This window comes from Bowmanella sp. JS7-9 (assembly GCF_004329715.1).
Taxonomy (GTDB): Bacteria; Pseudomonadota; Gammaproteobacteria; order Enterobacterales; family Alteromonadaceae; genus Pseudobowmanella; species Pseudobowmanella zhangzhouensis.
Genome location: NZ_JXSY01000011.1, coordinates 322,238 through 341,134, shown reverse-complemented (window position 1 = coordinate 341,134; position 18,897 = coordinate 322,238). Strand labels below are relative to the sequence as shown.

Genomic DNA, 18,897 nt, shown 5'->3' with positions numbered 1-18,897 from the left:
TTTACCGCTGATAAATAGGGGACTGCAAGTGTTTTCAGGCAATATCCAATGGAAATGCGATAACTTCACGGATGGACGCTTTATTCAGCGCCAGCATCACCAAACGATCAATGCCCAGCGCCACCCCAGAACACATTGGCATACCATGTTCCAACGCGGCCAGAAATGACTCATCCAGTGCTTTTGTTTCCATCCCAAGTGCCTGACGTTTGGCATTATCCTGCTCGAATCGTTGGCGCTGTTCTGTGGCGTCCTGTAATTCGAAAAAGCCATTAGCCAACTCGATACCTCGGAAATAGAGCTCAAAGCGGTGGGCCACACGCGGGTCTTGCTGACTCAATCTGGCCAGCGATGCCTGGCTAGCCGGAAAGTCATACACAAATACCGGTAGCTGTTCGGCAATCAGCGGCTCTATCTGCTGGGAAAACAATAATTGCAGAATAAAGTCTCTGTCCGTTTCATTGGCGGTGATATCTGCCAGACCATACCGGGCGGCAATCTCTCGCAGCCGGGATAACTCTGCGCTGAGAGGATCTACTTGCAGATATTGCAAAAAGGCTTGCTGATAGCTGATCCGCAAGAAAGTCTGCGTCGCCAGAATCGGTTGCAACAATGCCTGCATATCATCCATCAATTGGTGGTGATCAAAGCCCGTGCGATACCATTCCAGCATGGTAAATTCCGGATTGTGTTGCCGCCCCACCTCGTCGTCACGATAGGCCTTACACAAGGTAAAAATTGATCCACTGCCGGCGCACAGCAGACGCTTCATGGCATATTCTGGCGAAGTTTGCAGATAAAGCGGGGTCTGTTTGGCAAATCCCGGCCCACTAAACAGACAGGACAGATTTTGCAGATACACGTCTGTCACCCCGAAACGACTAAGCTGGGGCGTTTCAACCTCCAACACCTGCTGTGCAGCAAAATAGTCTCGGATCTGCTGCATGATTTGCGCACGGTGGCGCAATGTTTCGATGTCCGCGGTTGGCTGCCAGTCTGTCTTCATCACTTCCACTTCCGGAATTAAAAAAGCCCACCGAAGTGGGCTGTTTTTTCAAATCAGTGCTTACTTCTGAGCACGTGATACGTATTCACCACTGCGGGTGTCAACTTTAATCACTTCACCAGTTTGCACAAACAGAGGCACACGTACCACAGCACCTGTCGTCAGGGTGGCCGGTTTACCGCCCGTTCCTGCGGTGTCACCTTTCACGCCCGGATCAGTTTCAACAATTTGCAACTCAACGAAATTAGGCGGAGTCACAGTGATAGGGGCGCCATTCCATAAAGTTACAGTGCAAGGGTCATTTTCGACCAACCATTTTACTGTGTCGCCCACTGCGGCTTTATCAGCAGCAATCTGCTCGAATGTTTCGTTGTTCATAAAATGCCAGAACTCACCGTCACTGTATAAGTAACTAAGTTCGGTATCCATAACATCTGCAGTTTCCACTGTGTCGCCAGATTTAAAGGTCTTTTCCAGCACTTTGCCGGAAATTAATTTACGGATTTTCACCCGGTTAAATGCCTGACCTTTACCTGGTTTTACATATTCGTTTTCAAGAATGTTGCAAGGTTCGCCGTCGAGCATTATTTTTAGGCCCGCTTTGAACTCATTGGTGCTTACTGTCGCCATGCTGTATTCCACATTTCTTTAAGGCAAATAATTGTCGCGAATGATACCTAAAATTCCAGTCACTGTAGAGAGGCCATGGCAAAAAGAATTGGCTGACTGCATCACAGACCCGTCAGAATTACTGGCGCGGTTAAATTTATCTGCGCACGAGAATGAGGCAGACAGCGCGGCGCGCGAGTTGTTTGCTATGCGCGTGCCCCGCCCGTTTGTAGCGAAAATGGTAGCCGGAGACTGGCATGATCCGCTTTTCCGCCAGGTATACACCCAGTCCGCAGAGTTTTTACAGGAGCCCGGATTTAGTCATGATCCCCTCGATGAACAGGACAACATCACGCCGGGTATTTTGCACAAGTACCAAAGCCGCGCGTTGCTGATTGTGCGTGGCGGCTGCGCAATTAACTGTCGTTATTGTTTTCGCCGCCACTTTCCCTATGGTGACAATCACCTGAATAAACGTGACTGGATGGTGGCGCTGCAGCATATTCGCTCGGATAACAATATCAACGAAGTGATTCTGTCCGGTGGCGATCCACTGATGGCCAAAGATGACTTTTTGGCCTGGCTATGCGATCAAATCAGCGAGATTCCACACATTCGCCGCCTGCGTATTCATACCCGATTGCCTGTCGTGATCCCATCACGAGTATGTGAAGACTTACTAGCGTGGATAAACAGTTTAAACCTGCCATTGGTGATGGTTTTGCATATTAATCATGCCAATGAAATAGATCCATTACTGGCTACTCGCCTGCAGCAACTGAAACGCGCTGGCGTGACGTTGCTCAATCAGGCGGTACTGCTAAAAGGGGTTAATGATAGTGCGGATGCGCTGGAGGCGTTGAGTGAGCGGTTGTTTGCTGCCGGTGTATTACCCTATTACCTGCATATGCTGGATAAAGTGCAGGGCGCACAACATTTTGATGTATCGGATGAACGAGCGCGGGAATTAATGGCAGAAATAATCAGGCGTTTGCCCGGCTTTTTGGTTCCACGTTTGGTGCGTGAAATCGCCGGCCAGCCAGGCAAAACCCCTGTGGACTTGCTACTGCATCCTTAAGCGTAAGTGTCGACAGTCGACCCCAGCGCAGGATTCGCTGAGCTTGACTGTGGTACGCCAGCCGCCGAGTCCAGCAACTGGAGCGCTGCTTTGCCTTCCTGCTCCTGCTGGTTTTTGGCCAGCTTAGCAGCGCGAAGTTCTGCAGACGCGTCGGATACCCCGGTAGATCCCTGGATTTCCATACCATCTCCTTTATCTAAATAAAAAATTTCACACTTTCGTGCAGCGATAGGGCAAACTCTCACCCGGCGAAAGTCGATACCTCCGCTTATGGGGTGTATCGGCAACAGCCTGCAAAACTTTAGTTAAATATAGACACCAAAGTGAACAAATGAACCAGGTTATTGATTCTCTTAAACAAAATTTACAACTTTTATATCGCAAAGCGTTAGACGCAGATGCCCGCCTCGATCAACTCAGCGCGCAGGGTAAAGGCAAGTTTCAGCAAATATTCCCTGCTCATGCCGGTTTTGGTACAGATAACACGCGCTTTAGCCCCTATGTGGCCGAAGTCGCTGAGCAGGTATTGCAAATTGAGCAGGCTATCGACACCCCAGAGCCAGAATTGATTGCCGATACGGTAAAGAAGATGGAACTACTGTTCAGCACGCTGGCCAACTTTTCCGCCAGTTTGAAGAGCTAAAGTCGCGACAACGCCGGAGTTGAACCATAATTATCTTTCCTGCCGTCATGGAGGTTTATTGTGGAAATTACTGGTTCAACTGTGAAGCTCAACGTCGCGTTACCGCGCGCAGCAGAATCCGCGCCGTCATCCGGTGCGTCGCCCAATGCGTTTGGCATCGGTCAGGCCAATCAACCGGACGTTCAGCTGTCGGCGCAGGCACAAATTATCCAGCAGCGCGAGCAGCAACAACCCACGCAGGCAGCGCAACAAAAATCGGCAGCCGAAGACAGCGCCCCAGTCAGTCAAAATGATTTTGTCAGGGTGTCCAGTAGCGTCGGCAAGGCCAGTCAGAGCAATGGGCTGAGTGAAAAAGACGCCATCGAGTTGTATAAGTCCATTGAAAAGATGCTGTAAAAAAGGCCGCAATTGCGGCCTTTTTTATTTTTGTATATAGCCAGCCAACGCTTTATCAAACCAGCCCCGTAACAAATTCTTCTCGTAACGCAGCGGATCGGTATCACGCACCAATGAACCTCTGTCCATAAAGCTCATATCGCGAATATCTTCACTACCCTCAAGTACAACCTGACCACTGGCATCCAGCAGTTGAAAATCAAACGCCATACGCGGCGAGTCAATTTGCTTGATCAATCTGACGTCACTTCCACCATTGAGGCCAACCATCATTGCTGGCCACACTTCGCCAGCCAGATCGAGGTCGGTGACAGTTAAATGCAGACTGAAGCCATCGGCGAGACGGTTGACTAAACGCAGTTCAATGTACTTTTGTAACTGACTGAACACTTCTTCGCGAAACGACTGACGCGACTGATTGGCTGGCCGGATATCACGGAATTTGTCCGGATTTTTCCATTCAAGTTTTAACGAGCCCTGTGCCATTACCGGCATACTCAGCGAACCCGCTAACATCAAACCCAAAGCCATAACGCGTTTCATATCAACCTCTTCCATTTAATTACTGGCGATAGCTTATCCAGTCTAACCTGAATTGCCCCTTAACGCATCGTCACGAACTCTTCCGCGCTGGTAGGGTGAATAGCCACACAGGCGTCGAAATCAGCCTTAGTCGCGCCCATCTTGATGGCTACGGCAAAGCCTTGCAAAATTTCATCCATTGCGAAGCCAATGCCATGCAGGCCGACGACTTTTTCATCCTCTCCTGCACAGATTAGTTTCATGCGGGTGGTCTGGCGATTACTGGTCACCGCGTTATACATAGCGGCGAAGGTCGACTCATAAATTTTCAGATTTTCAGCACCAAACTGCTGCGCCGCTTGCGGTTCGGTTAAGCCAATTGTGCCTATGGGTGGATGACTGAACACCACAGTCGGCACATTGGCATAATCCATTTTGGCGTTTGGCTTGTTGTTGAATAACCGCTCAGACAGTTGTCGCCCGGCTTTTACCGCCACCGGGGTTAATTCAATATGACCGGTGACATCGCCGACCGCATACACGCCTTGCACATTGGTTTGCTGGAACTCATCGACCGCGATATAGCCATCCTCATTGAGTTCCACTCCTGCCTCACGCAAACCCAGATCAGCGATCACAGGATCGCGGCCAATTGCCCAGATTAGTGTATCTACCTGAACCTGATGTCCATTTTTAAACCTGACCTGTAAAGCACCATCGGCCAGTTTTTCCACCTGAGCCACGTCGTGCTCGGTCAACAGCGTCGGCCCATGCTCAGCCATCAACTCTTTGAGTGTCTCACTCAACATAGGATCGAAATGCCGTAGCGGCGCATTGTGCCTGACCGCCAGATACGTTTGTGTACCCAACGCGTGCAACACGCCGGCAATTTCAACACCGATATACCCTGCGCCCACCACCAGCGCACGCTGTGGTTGTTGCTCTAATGCAAAGAATCCATCAGAGTCGATACCCAGCTCCGCACCCGGCACATTCGGCCAACGCGGCTTTCCACCGGTGGCAATAAGAATATGGTCAGCGTGATATTGTTCGCCATTCACTTCAATGGTTTTCGGCGCGACGAACGTCGCTTTACCGGGCACGACGGTCACCTTGTTAGCACCCAACACCCGCTCATAAGATGCGTGAATTCGGCTGATATAGGCATCACGACTGGCAATCAGGCGCGACCAGTTAAGGCTTTTTCTCTCGACCTCAAAACCATAATCGGCAGCGTAAAGATCCATCGCTTCAGCAATTTGGGCACCGTACCACATGGCCTTTTTGGGTACACAGCCCACGTTTACACAGGTGCCTCCCAACTGCTTCGGTTCAATCAGCGCAACCCGCTGGCCATACATGGCGGCTCGATTAGCAGAGGCAATGCCACCACTGCCGGCGCCGATACAAATATAATCAAAATGCTTCATCAATTTCTTTCCGCTAACAACACCCGAAGACAATTGGGGCAGGCGTCGGGCTTTCAAGTAATTATCAGTATGCCCTTGTTTTTGTGTGGGTTACACCTATATAGCAGTAAACGATTTTATGAGTGTTCGCTATGTCTACTTCTGTTGCTCAGGCGTTTGCCCTGCCGACCTTTTCCGCCATCAGCCCCGACCAGATCAAGCCCGCTGTGGAGCAGGCGATCAGTCATTGCAAATCTGTGATTGAACAGGCGGTGGCTAGTGGTGACGTGAGTTACGCCGGCCTGATTTTACCCATCGAGCAGGCCGATGATGAGCTTAGCCAGCTTTGGTCACCGGTATCCCACATGAATTCGGTAGTCAGCAGTGATGCGTTGCGTGAAGCCCATGACAGTTGCCTGCCGCTACTTTCTGAATACGGCACCTGGGTAGGGCAACATGAAGGCTTGTTCGCCGCTTATCAGGCGCTACGTAACAGTAATGAATTCAGCACCTTAAGTCAGGCGCAGCAAAAGGCCATCGACAATACTCTGCGGGATTTTCGCTTATCCGGCATCGACCTGCCCGCCGGAGATAAAAAACGTTACGCCGAGATAAGTGCCCGTTTATCCGAATTATCCTCGCAATTTTCCAACAACCTGATGGATGCCACATTAGGCTGGAGTAAACACATCGAGGATGACTCCATGCTGGCGGGACTTCCCGAGTCAGCCAGAGCAGCAGCAGCCCAGGCTGCCAGGCAGCGAGACCTGCAGGGCTGGTTGTTTACGCTGGATATTCCATCGTACTTGCCGGTGATGATGTACGCCGACAATCGTGAACTACGTGAAGAAATGTACCGTGCCTACACCACCCGCGCGTCTGATCAGGGGCCGAATGCGGGTCAATGGGATAACTCGGCCATTATGCAGGAGACGCTGACGTTCAGACTGGAAAAAGCCAAATTACTCGGCTTTGCCAACTATGCGGAATATTCTCTGGCCACCAAAATGGCCAGCTCCACCGAGCAGGTGCTGACCTTTCTGCATGACTTAGCCCGCCGTTCCAAGCCTCAGGGCGAAGAAGACTTGCAAGCGGTGCGTGATTTTGCCGAGCGTATGGATGGCAGCCGGGATCTGCAGGCCTGGGATCTGGCTTACTACAGTGAAAAACTCAAGCAAGCCAAATATGCCATCTCGGACGAGGAACTGCGCCCGTACTTCCCGGAACACAAAGTAGTCTCCGGCTTATTTGAAGTAGTGCAGCGCTTATACGGATTGCGCATTGAGTCCGTGAGTGATGTGGACACCTGGCATCCGGATGTGCGCTTTTACGCGATTTATGACAGCCAGCAACAGTTGCGTGGTGGTTTCTATTTTGATTTGTACGCGCGAGCCAAAAAACGTGGCGGGGCATGGATGGATGTGTGCCGGGATAAGCGCCAGACCATCAGCGGCGCCCAGTTACCGGTGGCCTATCTGACCTGTAACTTTAACGGTCCGGTCGATGGTAAACCGGCACTGTTCACCCATGATGAAGTGGTGACCCTGTTCCATGAATTTGGCCATGGCCTGCACCATATGCTGACGCAAATCGATGTGGGCGGCGTGAATGGTATCTCCGGCGTACCCTGGGATGCGGTAGAACTCCCCAGCCAGTTCCTGGAGAACTGGTGCTGGCAGCCAGAGGCGCTGAGTTTCCTGTCCGGGCACTATGAGAGCGGCAAGGCATTACCTGAGGATCTTCTCAACAAAATGCTGGCAGCACGCAATTACCAAAGTGCCATGCAGATGTTACGGCAACTGGAATTTGCCTTATTCGACTTTATTTTACACCGGGATTTCGATCCGGCGATTACCGGCCAGGTTGAGCAGGTACTGTCAGAGGTGCGCCAGCAAGTGTCCGTGGTGCAGCCACCTGAATTTAATCGTTTCCAGCATAGCTTCGGCCATATATTTGCCGGGGGATATGCCGCCGGCTACTACAGCTACAAGTGGGCGGAGGTGCTCTCTGCCGATGCGTTCTCACGCTTTGAAGAAGAAGGCATCTTTAATCCGCAAACCGGCGCCGATTTTATGCACTGCATTCTGGAAAAAGGTGGCAGTGATGAGCCGATGGCGTTGTTTGAAGCATTTCGCGGGCGTAAGCCGGAAGTGGATGCGCTGTTGCGCCACAGCGGGATTAACGGTTAAGCAATCCTTTGCGCTGTATCAAACGTATCAGGCCGTAACCTTAAGGTTGCGGCTTTTTTGTCTGTATTTTCAAAGGCAAACTTCGTTAAACTAGCGCCATTGAGTTAGGTAGGAAGCAATATGTCAGACGCACACAGCGAACAAACCCATTTTGGCTTTAAAACAGTCGATAAAGATCAAAAAGCCTCCATGGTAGCCGAGGTATTCCATTCGGTCGCAGCGAAATACGACATCATGAACGATATGATGTCGATGGGAATTCATCGTCTGTGGAAGCGTTTCACTATCGACAGCGCCGGCGCTCGCGCTGGCCACAAAGTATTGGATTTGGCCGGTGGCACCGGTGATTTAACCGCTAAATTCTCGCGCTTAGTCGGCCCCACTGGTCAGGTCGTGCTGGCCGACATTAACCAATCCATGCTGGAAGTGGGCCGCGACAAACTGCGCAATCTTGGTGTGGTGGGCAACGTAGAGTTTGTGCAGGCCAACGCCGAAGAACTGCCATTTGCCGACAACACCTTCGATATCATTACCATCGCGTTTGGTTTGCGTAACGTCACTGACAAAGACAAAGCACTGGCCTCCATGTACCGTGTACTCAAACCGGGTGGCCGCTTACTGGTACTGGAGTTTTCCAAACCGACTCAGGATTGGTTGAGCAAAGTCTATGACCTGTATTCGTTTAAAGTATTACCGCAGATGGGCAAACTCATCGCCAATGATGCTGAGAGCTATCAGTATTTGGCAGAGTCTATCAGGATGCACCCGGATCAGGACACCCTGAAATCAATGATGGAAGCGGTGGGTTTTGAACAAACCACCTATCACAACCTGACCGGTGGTATCGTTGCCCTGCACAAAGGATTTAAATTCTGATGCCAGCACTGCAGCTGCTCAGCGCCACGCTGGAAAGTGCTATCAACCGTGTATTGGCGCTGGATGAGAACAGTGCCAAACGCCTGCGACCTTTAGCGGGTAAACGACTGGCACTGCACCTGCAGGAACTCTCGCAACCTCTGCTGTTTGTATTTAGCCAACGCATCGATATTCTGGTGTGCGATGATGAACCGGACTGCCTGATTAGCCTGTCCATGTCCACCTTGCCGCAACTAACCGACAGCAGCCAACTCACCGAGCTGATCCGCCAACAAAAGCTCTCTGTGCGCGGCGACATGCAACTGGCGCAGGACATAAGCGCATTGTTTAAAGAATTGGATATCGATTGGCAGGAGCATGTATCACGCTACACTGGCGATGTGGTTGCTCATCACCTTGGCCGGGTCGTACGCGACGGTTCACAATGGCTAAGCAATAAAGCCGCGCTTGTTAAAAGGCAACTGCGCGATGCGTTAGCCGAAGAAAAACCCGTGTTAGTGCCCAAGGGCCGTCAACTGCAATTTAATCGTGACCTGGATGCGCTGACGAAACGCACCGAGGCGCTGGATAAACGCATTGCCGCGTTAAGCTCAGTCAAGGAGTCTGTGTGAGTTTTAAACGACTCTATCAAATTAATAAGATCATTCTCGAACACGGGCTGGATGAACTAGTCCCGGCGCGCTGGATGCCCTGGTATGTACGGGTATGGCGCGCCAGTGCCTTCTGGATCCGCAATCGCTATCCTAAGGCCAGCCGTGGTGAACGCCTGCGTCTTGCCCTGCAGAGTCTGGGACCGGTCTTTATTAAATTCGGTCAGATGCTATCCACCCGTCGGGATTTATTGCCGCCGGATGTCGCCGATGAACTGGCCAAGCTACAGGATAAAGTACAGCCATTTGATGGTGAAGTAGCGCGCGATATTATCGTTAACGCACTCGGTATCAACGACATTAGCGACCTGTTCGATGAATTTGATATTCAGCCGCTGGCGTCTGCGTCCATTGCGCAGGTGCATACTGCTTGCCTGAAAGACAACAATCAGGCAGTGGTGGTCAAAGTCATTCGCCCGAATATTCGTGCCACCATTGATGCCGATATCGAGTTATTACAGGTATTGGCCAAGATGGCCCGCAAGTTCTTACCCGATGGTAAACGTCTGCGCCCGGTTGAAGTGGTGGAAGAATACCGTCGTACCATCCTGGATGAGCTGAACCTGATGCTGGAAGCCAGTAACGGCTTACAGTTAAAACAAAATTTCGCAGACTCCAATGCCCTGTATATTCCGCATATTTACGAGCAATACTGCCGCACCAATGTATTGGTGATGGAGCGTATCAACGGAATTCCGGTTGCCAATGTGGCCGAACTGGAAGCGCAGGGCACCAATATGCCCTTGCTGGCTGAACGCGGCGTAGAAGTCTTCTTCACACAGGTATTTCGTGACAGCTTTTTCCACGCAGATATGCACCCTGGCAATATTTTCGTATCCCGCGAACACCCGCACGATCCTATGTATATCGGCATCGATTTTGGCATTGTGGGCACACTTAACAGCGAAGACAAACGCTATCTGGCGGAAAACTTTGTGGCCTTTTTCAACCGCGATTATCGCAAAGTGGCGACCCTGCACGTGGACTCAGGCTGGGTGCCGGCGGATACCAATGTGGATGATTTTGAAGCCGCTATTCGTCAGGTATGTGAGCCTATATTCAATAAACCTCTGGCCGAAATAAGCTTTGGTATTGTGCTGTTGCAACTGTTTAATACTGCCCGTCGTTTCAATATGCAGGTGCAGCCGCAACTGGTGTTGTTGCAAAAAACCTTATTGTATATCGAAGGACTTGGCCGCCAGTTATACCCACAACTGGATCTATGGAAAACCGCCAAACCCTTTTTGGAAAACTGGATGAAAGAGCAGGTTGGCTTCAGCGCCATGTGGAAAAAAATTAAAACCAATCTGCCTTATTGGTCAGAAAAAATGCCTGACATGCCGGAACTGGTGTACGACACCCTTAAGCAATTAAAAGGCTTGCCGGCACAGCAGGCCAAAGAGCATCGCCAATTGCTTGCCCGTCAGCGCAAGCGCGACAGAATCTTTTTGCTGGCCGGCACAGGCAGTGTGCTGGCACTGGTTGCGCTGTTAACGCCGTTGGGTTGGCACAGCAGTGTGCCCGGTGTAGCAGCGGGCCTGTGTTGGTTGCGAGCCTGGTATGAACATCTGCGCGAGATGGATTAAATCAAATCCAGTGACCTTTTAGCGCATCAACGTATAATGGCGCGAGCCAATCTGTAATCAGGAGAGAAACATGGCAAATATGGGAATTTGGCAACTGTTAATTATCGTTGTCATCGTAATTTTGCTGTTTGGAACCAAGAAGTTACGTAACTTTGGGTCGGACCTTGGATCAGCCGTTAAAGGCTTCAAAAAATCTATGTCTCAGGACGAAGAGAAAGACGCCGACTTTGACGCGAACAATCAACAAAAAGTAACCGATCAGACTCAGCAGTCACAAGCCGAGAAACCAGAGGTTAAGGAAAAGTCCTGATATGCCAGATATCGGCTTTCTGGAATTATTGCTGGTCGGCGTCGTAGCCCTGATTGTGCTTGGCCCGGACAAATTACCCGGCGCTATTCGTGGCACGGTTAGAACCGTGCGCAGTATTCGCAGCACCTTCACCGGCATTAAGAGTGAAGTGGGTGAACAGTTACGCGTCCACGAATTACATGAAAATCTAAGAAAAGCCGAAGAGCTGGGGATGAAGGACCTTCCTCCTCACCTGCAAGCCAGTGTGGATGAACTCAAAGCACTGGCGCAAAGTGTGCAGCCACCGCAGATAAAGAACGAGAATGATAAACGCCCAGAGTCTGATTGAGCACCTCACCGAGCTTCGCAACCGACTGATCAAGGCGCTCGTTAGCGTCTTTGTTGTGTTTTTGAGTCTGGTATATTTCGCCAACGACATCTACTACATGGTGTCGGAGCCGCTGCAACAAGCCTTACCTGCTGGCGCAACGATGATCGCCACCGACGTCACAGCCCCGCTGTTTGCTCCGTTTAAGCTGACCCTGATGCTGGCGTTTTTTATCGCCATTCCGTTTGTGCTGTACCAAATCTGGGCATTTATCGCACCGGGCTTGTATCGCCGTGAAAAACGCCTGATCGCCCCGCTGCTGTTTTCCAGCACACTACTGTTTTATTCCGGTATCGCCTTCGCATATTTTGTGGTGTTCCCAGTGATTTTTATGTTTCTGACCGCCATCGCGCCGGAAGGTGTGGTAGTGGCACCAGATATCACGTTTTATCTGGATCTGGTGCTTAAGCTATTTTTCGCTTTCGGGGTGTGTTTTGAAATCCCTATCGCCATTGTGCTGATGTGCTGGACCGGCATCACCACGCCACAAAGCCTGCGGGAAAAACGCTCCTATGTGATTGTGGGCGTATTTGTTATTGGCATGTTGTTGACCCCTCCGGATGTCATCTCCCAGACCATGCTGGCGATTCCCATGTGGTTGTTGTTTGAAATCGGCGTAATTGTCGGTGGCTTCTACCAGCGCAAAGCATCGCAGGCGGAATAAACCGTGGGACTATCCGTTCAGAGCGAGCACAGTTGATGCAATTATTTGATATCGGCGTCAATCTGACCAATGCGCGCCTGAGTCAGGATCTTGATAGTGTTATTCAGTCCGCGCTTGCTGCGGGAGTGAAAAAACAACTGGTTACCGGCACCGATGAGCAGGAATCCGTCGCCGCGCTGGCGTTGTGTCATCGTTATCCCGACGTGTTGCTGGCAACGGCTGGCGTGCACCCACACTACGCCAAAGATACTTCTGAGGATTTTATCGATGGCCTGCGTCACCTGGCTGCGGACCCTTATGTAGTCGCTATCGGTGAATGCGGCTTAGATTTTAATCGTAATTTTTCGCCCCGGGACGCCCAGTTACGTGTTTTTGAGGCACAGTTACAACTAGCCTGTGAACTAAAATTACCAGTATTTTTGCATGAACGCGACGCGTTTGCGGAGCAAGTTAGCCTGCTTCGCGCTTATCAACAGGAGCTGGTTGGCGGCGTGGCACACTGCTTTACCGGTGACGAGGCGCAAATGCATGCCTATCTGGAATTGGGGTTGTCGATTGGTATCACCGGCTGGGTGTGTGACGACAAACGCGGCACTGACCTGCAGCAGGCGGTGAAATCACTTCCGCTGGAACGCCTGATGCTGGAAACCGATGCGCCGTATTTAACTCCCAAGAACGTGCGGCCGACGCCCAAGTTTAATCAGCCAGCACTGCTACCCTTAGTGGCACAAAAGCTGGCTGAACTGCGTGAGCAGGATGTTGAGTTAATCACACAACTTGCCTGGCACAACGCGCTATCGATGTTTACTAAAAAATAATAATGATGCATTTGAATCTGTTTACTCAACGACTTCACTTCTGGCGCTATGCGCTGGTTATTCTGGTTTCTGTTATCTGCGTCACCGGCGTGTTGCGCATGGTTGAGCTTGTGAGCTCAGCGTCAGCACATTTGAGCCTGGCCAAAGGCGTCGAATATCAGATCCCAGCCAACAATCCGGATATTCAACAGGTTCGACAAAGCCGTGCTGACGAATGGTTGGTAGAACAAAGTGATTTATTATCGTTTGGCATGGACAACCAGGTTTACTGGTTTCGCACCACGCTACCGGCGCTGGAAAAAAACGGCGACTGGCTGCTGGAACTGGATTATGGGTTGCTGGATGATATTCAGTTGTGGATAGATCAGGGCGATCAAAATCTGGCCTTTTATCACACCGGTGACACCCTGCCATTTGCCCAGCGACCAGTGTTGCATGAGAAGTTTATTTTTCCGCTGCCTGACAGTGATCAGCCACTGACCCTGTATATCCGGGTTAAGACCGATGGTGCGCTCAAACTACCTATGTATATCTGGCGCTCAGATAAATTTGCGGTATTCAACGGTGAACACAACATCGTCATGGGGCTGTTTTTTGGCTTTATTACTGCCATGGCGCTGAGTAACTTTTTCTTTTTTATTACCAGTCGTTCACTGAGCTTTTTGGTTTACAGTGGCTATGCCATCAGCCTGGGATTAACCCTGATGAGCCTGCATGGGCTGGGTTACAAATACCTGTGGCCGGATAACACCTGGTTGCAGGGGCGTAGCATCGCGATTTTTGCCAACCTGACCATGCTGTGCGCCACCCAGTTCTCGGTGTATATGCTCAACGTCGCCAGCTTCAGCCCAATTACAGACAAAATTCTGCGCTGGTTGACTGGCTTTTTTGGCTTCATGACACTGGCAGCACTGATCGTACCTTACAACCTGTTTATTCGTATCACCCTGCTGTGCCTGATTATCACCGTAGTCTTTATTTACTGTGTGGCGATAATCCGCAGTATCCGGGGAGACCGGATTGCGCGCCTCTACACGCTGGCATGGACCACCCTATTGGCCAGCGGTTTTATTGCCAGCCTGGAAAACCTCAATCTGGTAGACATCAATTTTAATTCCCAATATTTACTGATGCTCGGCGGCAGTATCGAAACCCTACTGCTGGCTCTGGTACTGGCCATGAGTTATACCCAGCAACGGGAAGACAAATTACAAGCGCAGCAAAAGGCTCTGGAACAGGAAATTCAGCTTCGGGAAGCACGCGAAGAAACCCTGGCCGTTCAGGAAGAAGCCCAGCATGATTTGGAATACAAAGTTCAGGAACGCACGCTCGAACTGGAAATTGCATTACGTGAACTGCATGAGGTAAATCGCGAGCTGGAAGAGAAAAACACCCAGGACGCGCTGACTGGCATTCGTAATCGTCGTCACTTTGATAAGCGTTATCTGGCCGAAGTGCGCCGGAGCCGCCGTGAACAAACGCCGCTCACCGTTGCCATGCTGGATATCGATTACTTCAAAAAAATTAATGACACCGAAGGCCATCTTACTGGCGACGAATGTATTCGTCATGTGGCCCAGTTAATCCGTCAGGCCGTCAAACGGCCAACCGATGATGTGTGTCGATACGGCGGCGAAGAGTTTGCCATTTTGCTACCTAATACCGAACGTAGCGGCGCAGAGCAATTGCTCGAGTCGATTCGTTCCAGCATAGAACAAACACCGGTCATCGTAGGTGGCAAAGAATTACATGTCACCGTGAGTATTGGTTACAGCGCCGATGTGGTCGCCCTCAAGGCACCGGATGATTACTTAATTCGGGCGGCGGATGCCGCACTGTATGATGCCAAAAATGCCGGTCGTAACCGCATTGCCTGGCAAATCGCAGCCCCTTACATAGCACAGGAATCGTCATGACTTTTTCAATGCAATATCCCGCCTCCAGACCTCGCAGACTGCGCTACACAGATGCGTTGCGCCGTTTGGTGTCAGAGCATCAGTTATCTGCCAGCGACCTGATTTATCCCATGTTTGTACTGGAAGGCAATAAGCGTCGTGAAAGTGTCCCGTCCATGCCCGGTATCGAACGCTTATCCATTGATTTACTGTTAAAAGACGCGGAAGAATCGTTAAAACTGGGGATTCCGGCCATTGCCCTGTTCCCGGTGACGCCGGCCTCGCTCAAGAGTGAATGCGCCAGTGAAGCGTTTAATCCAGAGGGACTGGCACAGAAAACCGTACGCGCACTTAAAGAAGAACTGCCTGAGTTAACGGTGATTACCGATGTGGCGCTCGACCCTTTTACCTCCCATGGACAGGATGGCCTGGTCAACGATCAGGGCTATGTAATGAACGACGAAACCATCGAAGTGTTGATCAAGCAGGCGCTATCCCATGCCGAAGCGGGGGCCGATGTCGTCGCGCCATCGGACATGATGGACGGCCGGGTGGGTGCGATCCGTCAGGCACTGGAGCAACAGGGTCACACTAATACCTGTATCATGGCCTACTCCGCCAAGTATGCTTCGGCCTATTACGGTCCGTTCCGCGATGCAGTCGGTTCCGCGGGCAATATTAAGGGTGGTAACAAGAAACAATATCAGATGGATCCGGCCAACAGTGATGAAGCGATGCGTGAAATTGCGCTGGATATTGCCGAAGGTGCGGATATGGTGATGGTCAAGCCGGGTATGCCGTATCTGGATATCGTGCGTCGCTGCAAGGATGAATTAAAGGTCCCCACCTTCGCTTATCAGGTCAGTGGCGAATACGCCATGCATAAAGCCGCATTTGCACAGGGCTGGCTTAAGGAAGACGAGATCATTCTTGAGTCGTTGCTGGCATTCAAACGTGCCGGCGCAGATGGGATTCTGACTTACTTTGCTAAAGATGCGGCCAAACTGCTTAAAAAGGCTTAACTAACCTGCATTATCCAGCCAGCGCGGTGTTGTAACCACGCCTCGTTGGCTAGTTCAATACGGATCAGCGGGTGACGCGCCAGCCAGCCCGCTTCAAACTGCAATTGCAGGGTTCCATCACCTTCCAGAGACAGCTTAGGCACAGGTACGCGCTGGCCGCTGCGGCGGATACATAAAATCACTGCCACCCGCAACAAACGGGTTAACAGCGTCAGACTATTGCGAATACGCGGCTGATAGCCATTGAGCAGTTTAACATCGATACTCTGGCGATAATTGTGGACTAAATCACGTATCACATCGCGCTGCAGACGGGTGAAACCGGGCATATCCAGATAATTGAGGATATAGGCACCATGCAGGTGACTATTTTTATATTCGATATGCGTGCCAATTTCGTGCAGGCGGGCAGCCGCATCCAGTACCCCGCAGGCGTCAAAGCCGGCTAGCCAAAAGGATTTGGGCACCTGTTTAAACAGCGCTTTGGCCAGCTCTTCGACTCGTTCGGCCTGGCAAGCGTCAATATCAAAACGCTGGGTGATAGAATTAATCGTCTGCACGCGAACATTGTGCTGCTCGCGGGTTTCCAGCATGCCGTAAATCAGGCCTTCACGCAGCGCACCACCAGAGATCTGCATCTCGTCAATGTTCAGGCATTCAAACAGCGCGATCAAAATCGCCAGACCGCTGGGGAAAGGCTGTTTCCGGGACTCATCCAGGCCTTCAATATTCAAATCTTTGTGCCGGCCAATGCTGATGCATTGCTGCATGAGTTCATGCAGGTAGCTGAGGCGAATACTATCGTTGATACCCTGACTGACCAGGATTTCTACGATGGCCTGTGGCGTCCCCGAAGCACCCATGCACTGCTGCCAGTCATAGGGCAAAAACATCTCAGCCACCGGCTGAATATTTTCTTTCGCCGCCGCAATCGCCGCGTCAAAGTTACTCTGGCTGAGTAAACCGTCGCTAAAATAGCGTTCCAGATACGTCACGCAGCCCATGTTAAGGCTGGTGAGCTGTTTGGGATCAAACCCTTCACCGACGACGATTTCGGTACTGGCACCGCCAATATCAATGACCAGCGTATGCCCCAGGGTTTGCGAGGTGTAGGCCACCCCCAGATAAATCTGGCGGGCTTCCTCTTCACCGGAAATTACATTGATATCGCAGCCAAGAATGTAACGCCCACGGGCAATAAATTCTTCCGCATTACGTGCCAATCTCAGCGTGGCAGTGGCGACCACGCGCTGATTTTGCTTGGGGATATCGGCCAGCCATTCAGAGAAGGCTTCGAGGCATTCCCAGCCCCGCTGCATACTGGCTTCATCGAGGTTCATATTTTCGTCCAGCCCGGCGGCCAGACGAATTTTCTGCTTTACCTTACCAACGATGTGTACCGAACCCGCCACAACCTTAATCACCACCATATGAAAGCTGTTAGAGCCTAAATCAATGGCGGCGTAATATTCTTCTGGCTGTGGCGCTAACGGTACGACGTCACGCACGGTTTAGTTTCCGCGAGGAGGACGCTGGCCGCCTTTGTTGCCCGGGCGACGTTTATTAAACGGTTTACCGCTTTGCATACGCTTTTTATGGCGTGGTGCAGGTACCGTTAAATCATCCAGTAAGACGTCATGGTCATAATCGGTAACCGGAATAGCGTGGCGAATATAATCTTCAATGGCTGGCAGATTCAGTGCGTATTTCTCACACGCAAAGCTGATAGCATGCCCGCTCTTACCCGCACGGCCTGTACGTCCGATGCGGTGTACATAGTCTTCCGCGTCATCAGGCAAATCGAAGTTAAACACATGTGAAACTTTCTCAATGTGTAAACCACGCGCGGCCACGTCGGTCGCAACCAGCACATCCAGGTCACCTTTGGTGAAACCGTCGAGGATCTGTAAGCGTTTCTTCTGCGGTACATCACCGGACAACAGCCCGACACGGTGGCCATCGGCTTCCAACCAGGCAGACACGTTCTCACAACTGTGCTTGGTGTTGGCAAACACAATGGCTTTTTCCGGCCACTCTTCTTCCATCAGAGTCAGTAACAGCTTCATCTTGTCTTCGTTGGACGGATAAAACAGTTCTTCCTTAATGCGGCTGGCGGTCATTTGCTCTGGCTGCACCTGCACATGAACCGGATTGTTCATATGCTCATAGGCCAATTCCTGCACACGCATCGACAGGGTGGCAGAGAACAACATGCTCAGACGCTCTGTCGGCTTCGGCATACGGCGGAATAAGAAACGAATATCTTTAATAAAGCCGAGATCGAACATGCGGTCGGCTTCGTCCAGCACCGCAACCTGAATGTGATCCAGGCTAAAGACATGCTGTTTGTAGTAATCCAGAATCCGGCCGGTAGTACCGATAACAATATCTACACCCGCTTCTAATTGATCCCGTTGACTTTGGTAACCTTCGCCACCATATATCAAACCGAGACTGAGCCCGGTTTTCTCACTCAGCGGCTGTGCATCTTTGTGGATTTGCACTGCCAGCTCACGAGTTGGCGCCATGATAATCGCACGAGGCTGACCTTTCTGCTCAGCAGGATGGGTCAGCAAATGGTGAAATGTGGCCACCAAAAACGCGATTGTTTTACCAGTACCGGTTTGTGCCTGTCCGGCAACATCCTCGCCTTTTAATAAGGTCGGCAGTGATAACGCCTGGATTGGAGTGCAGTGAGAAAAATTAGCTGATTCAAGCGCGGAAATAAGATCCGGATGAATGGGTAATTCGTTAAAATGTGTTTCAGTTAAGTGGGTCGTTTGCATAGCTTATAGCTTATCAGTGCTTGCATTAAAAAACAGTTTCTATATAAATAGCCACTTGTCATTTCGCGCCT

Annotated in this window: 20 protein-coding genes; 13 read left to right on the top strand and 7 right to left on the bottom strand. The window is 51.0% G+C overall.

Going from position 1 to position 18,897, the window contains the following annotated elements; translation table 11 throughout:
• Window positions 1–34: 34 nt before the first annotated feature.
• Window positions 35–1,006, bottom strand: a complete 972-nt coding sequence (gene epmA / locus TK45_RS07010) for an elongation factor P--(R)-beta-lysine ligase (protein WP_131257924.1) — start codon at window positions 1,004–1,006, stop codon at window positions 35–37.
• A gap of 60 nt (window positions 1,007–1,066) precedes the next feature.
• Entirely contained in the window at window positions 1,067–1,636 is a 570-nt protein-coding gene (gene efp, locus TK45_RS07005) for an elongation factor P (protein WP_131257923.1), read from the bottom strand.
• 31 nt (window positions 1,637–1,667) lie between these two features.
• Between efp and epmB the strand changes: the two genes are divergently transcribed.
• A complete protein-coding gene (gene epmB, locus TK45_RS07000; RefSeq protein WP_131257922.1) occupies window positions 1,668–2,693 on the top strand; it encodes an EF-P beta-lysylation protein EpmB in 1,026 nt (341 codons plus the stop codon).
• On the opposite strand, the gene TK45_RS06995 is transcribed toward epmB, so the two are convergent.
• On the bottom strand, window positions 2,690–2,875 hold the full coding sequence (locus TK45_RS06995; RefSeq protein WP_131257921.1) for a hypothetical protein: 186 nt from the start codon (window positions 2,873–2,875) through the stop codon (window positions 2,690–2,692). The genes epmB and TK45_RS06995 overlap by 4 nt on opposite strands.
• Before the next feature lie 149 nt (window positions 2,876–3,024).
• Here TK45_RS06995 and TK45_RS06990 point away from each other — a divergent pair, with 149 nt between their 5' ends.
• Together TK45_RS06990 and TK45_RS06985 are read left to right on the top strand one after the other, a co-directional pair.
• A complete protein-coding gene (locus tag TK45_RS06990) occupies window positions 3,025–3,336 on the top strand; it encodes a hypothetical protein (protein ID WP_131257920.1) in 312 nt (103 codons plus the stop codon).
• Window positions 3,337–3,396: 60 nt separating this feature from the next.
• Window positions 3,397–3,732 (top strand): hypothetical protein, encoded by a 336-nt coding sequence (locus tag TK45_RS06985; RefSeq protein WP_131257919.1) that lies wholly within the window; start codon window positions 3,397–3,399, stop codon window positions 3,730–3,732.
• A 24-nt stretch (window positions 3,733–3,756) separates the two neighbouring features.
• Here the strand turns inward: TK45_RS06985 and TK45_RS06980 are convergent, their stop codons facing one another.
• Together TK45_RS06980 and gorA are read right to left on the bottom strand one after the other, a co-directional pair.
• On the bottom strand, window positions 3,757–4,275 hold the full coding sequence (locus tag TK45_RS06980; protein ID WP_254426555.1) for a DUF3016 domain-containing protein: 519 nt from the start codon (window positions 4,273–4,275) through the stop codon (window positions 3,757–3,759).
• Between the two features lie 59 nt (window positions 4,276–4,334).
• Entirely contained in the window at window positions 4,335–5,684 is a 1,350-nt protein-coding gene (gorA, locus tag TK45_RS06975; protein WP_217350814.1) for a glutathione-disulfide reductase, read from the bottom strand.
• A gap of 131 nt (window positions 5,685–5,815) precedes the next feature.
• Here gorA and prlC point away from each other — a divergent pair, with 131 nt between their 5' ends.
• From prlC to hemB, 10 genes are all read left to right on the top strand, one after another.
• Window positions 5,816–7,852: an oligopeptidase A gene (gene prlC / locus TK45_RS06970; protein WP_131257917.1), complete on the top strand. Its 2,037-nt coding sequence runs from the start codon at window positions 5,816–5,818 to the stop codon at window positions 7,850–7,852.
• Window positions 7,853–7,972: 120 nt separating this feature from the next.
• On the top strand, window positions 7,973–8,728 hold the full coding sequence (gene ubiE, locus TK45_RS06965; protein ID WP_131257916.1) for a bifunctional demethylmenaquinone methyltransferase/2-methoxy-6-polyprenyl-1,4-benzoquinol methylase UbiE: 756 nt from the start codon (window positions 7,973–7,975) through the stop codon (window positions 8,726–8,728).
• Window positions 8,728–9,339 carry an SCP2 domain-containing protein gene (locus tag TK45_RS06960; RefSeq protein WP_131257915.1) on the top strand — a complete coding sequence of 204 codons (612 nt, stop codon included), beginning with the start codon at window positions 8,728–8,730 and terminating at the stop codon, window positions 9,337–9,339. The genes ubiE and TK45_RS06960 overlap by 1 nt, the downstream gene beginning before the upstream one ends.
• The gene (gene ubiB, locus TK45_RS06955; RefSeq protein ID WP_131257914.1) at window positions 9,336–10,964 is read left to right on the top strand and encodes a ubiquinone biosynthesis regulatory protein kinase UbiB; all 1,629 of its coding nucleotides are present in this window, start codon (window positions 9,336–9,338) and stop codon (window positions 10,962–10,964) included. Before TK45_RS06960 ends, ubiB begins: the two co-directional genes overlap by 4 nt.
• A 70-nt stretch (window positions 10,965–11,034) precedes the next feature.
• Window positions 11,035–11,274: a Sec-independent protein translocase subunit TatA gene (gene tatA, locus TK45_RS06950; RefSeq protein WP_131257913.1), complete on the top strand. Its 240-nt coding sequence runs from the start codon at window positions 11,035–11,037 to the stop codon at window positions 11,272–11,274.
• A gap of 1 nt (window position 11,275) precedes the next feature.
• Entirely contained in the window at window positions 11,276–11,602 is a 327-nt protein-coding gene (gene tatB / locus TK45_RS06945) for a Sec-independent protein translocase protein TatB (protein WP_131257912.1), read from the top strand.
• Window positions 11,577–12,305 (top strand): twin-arginine translocase subunit TatC, encoded by a 729-nt coding sequence (gene tatC / locus TK45_RS06940; RefSeq protein WP_131257911.1) that lies wholly within the window; start codon window positions 11,577–11,579, stop codon window positions 12,303–12,305. The genes tatB and tatC overlap by 26 nt, the downstream gene beginning before the upstream one ends.
• Before the next feature lie 35 nt (window positions 12,306–12,340).
• The gene (locus tag TK45_RS06935; protein ID WP_131257910.1) at window positions 12,341–13,123 is read left to right on the top strand and encodes a TatD family hydrolase; all 783 of its coding nucleotides are present in this window, start codon (window positions 12,341–12,343) and stop codon (window positions 13,121–13,123) included.
• A gap of 2 nt (window positions 13,124–13,125) precedes the next feature.
• Window positions 13,126–15,039 carry a diguanylate cyclase gene (locus tag TK45_RS06930; RefSeq protein ID WP_131257909.1) on the top strand — a complete coding sequence of 638 codons (1,914 nt, stop codon included), beginning with the start codon at window positions 13,126–13,128 and terminating at the stop codon, window positions 15,037–15,039.
• Window positions 15,036–16,040, top strand: coding sequence for a porphobilinogen synthase (gene hemB, locus TK45_RS06925; protein ID WP_131257908.1), 1,005 nt, complete (start codon window positions 15,036–15,038; stop codon window positions 16,038–16,040). The genes TK45_RS06930 and hemB overlap by 4 nt, the downstream gene beginning before the upstream one ends.
• On the opposite strand, the gene TK45_RS06920 is transcribed toward hemB, so the two are convergent.
• Complete coding sequence (locus TK45_RS06920; protein WP_254426554.1) at window positions 16,037–17,548, bottom strand: guanosine-5'-triphosphate,3'-diphosphate pyrophosphatase; 1,512 nt, start codon at window positions 17,546–17,548, stop codon at window positions 16,037–16,039. The genes hemB and TK45_RS06920 overlap by 4 nt on opposite strands.
• A 3-nt stretch (window positions 17,549–17,551) precedes the next feature.
• Window positions 17,552–18,826, bottom strand: coding sequence for an ATP-dependent RNA helicase RhlB (rhlB, locus tag TK45_RS06915; protein ID WP_131257907.1), 1,275 nt, complete (start codon window positions 18,824–18,826; stop codon window positions 17,552–17,554).
• Window positions 18,827–18,897: the final 71 nt, after the last annotated feature.

Coding starts and splice junctions, on each gene's coding strand:
- hemB (WP_131257908.1), top strand. CDS start 15,036: ATGACTTTTTCAATGCAATATCCCGCCTCCAGACCTCGCAGACTGCGC.
- TK45_RS06995 (WP_131257921.1), bottom strand. CDS start 2,875: ATGGAAATCCAGGGATCTACCGGGGTATCCGACGCGTCTGCAGAACTT.
- efp (WP_131257923.1), bottom strand. CDS start 1,636: ATGGCGACAGTAAGCACCAATGAGTTCAAAGCGGGCCTAAAAATAATG.
- ubiE (WP_131257916.1), top strand. CDS start 7,973: ATGTCAGACGCACACAGCGAACAAACCCATTTTGGCTTTAAAACAGTC.
- rhlB (WP_131257907.1), bottom strand. CDS start 18,826: ATGCAAACGACCCACTTAACTGAAACACATTTTAACGAATTACCCATT.
- tatB (WP_131257912.1), top strand. CDS start 11,276: ATGCCAGATATCGGCTTTCTGGAATTATTGCTGGTCGGCGTCGTAGCC.
- tatA (WP_131257913.1), top strand. CDS start 11,035: ATGGCAAATATGGGAATTTGGCAACTGTTAATTATCGTTGTCATCGTA.
- TK45_RS06990 (WP_131257920.1), top strand. CDS start 3,025: ATGAACCAGGTTATTGATTCTCTTAAACAAAATTTACAACTTTTATAT.
- TK45_RS06960 (WP_131257915.1), top strand. CDS start 8,728: ATGCCAGCACTGCAGCTGCTCAGCGCCACGCTGGAAAGTGCTATCAAC.
- gorA (WP_217350814.1), bottom strand. CDS start 5,684: ATGAAGCATTTTGATTATATTTGTATCGGCGCCGGCAGTGGTGGCATT.
- tatC (WP_131257911.1), top strand. CDS start 11,577: ATGATAAACGCCCAGAGTCTGATTGAGCACCTCACCGAGCTTCGCAAC.
- prlC (WP_131257917.1), top strand. CDS start 5,816: ATGTCTACTTCTGTTGCTCAGGCGTTTGCCCTGCCGACCTTTTCCGCC.
- epmA (WP_131257924.1), bottom strand. CDS start 1,006: ATGAAGACAGACTGGCAGCCAACCGCGGACATCGAAACATTGCGCCAC.
- TK45_RS06935 (WP_131257910.1), top strand. CDS start 12,341: ATGCAATTATTTGATATCGGCGTCAATCTGACCAATGCGCGCCTGAGT.
- TK45_RS06930 (WP_131257909.1), top strand. CDS start 13,126: ATGATGCATTTGAATCTGTTTACTCAACGACTTCACTTCTGGCGCTAT.
- TK45_RS06980 (WP_254426555.1), bottom strand. CDS start 4,275: ATGAAACGCGTTATGGCTTTGGGTTTGATGTTAGCGGGTTCGCTGAGT.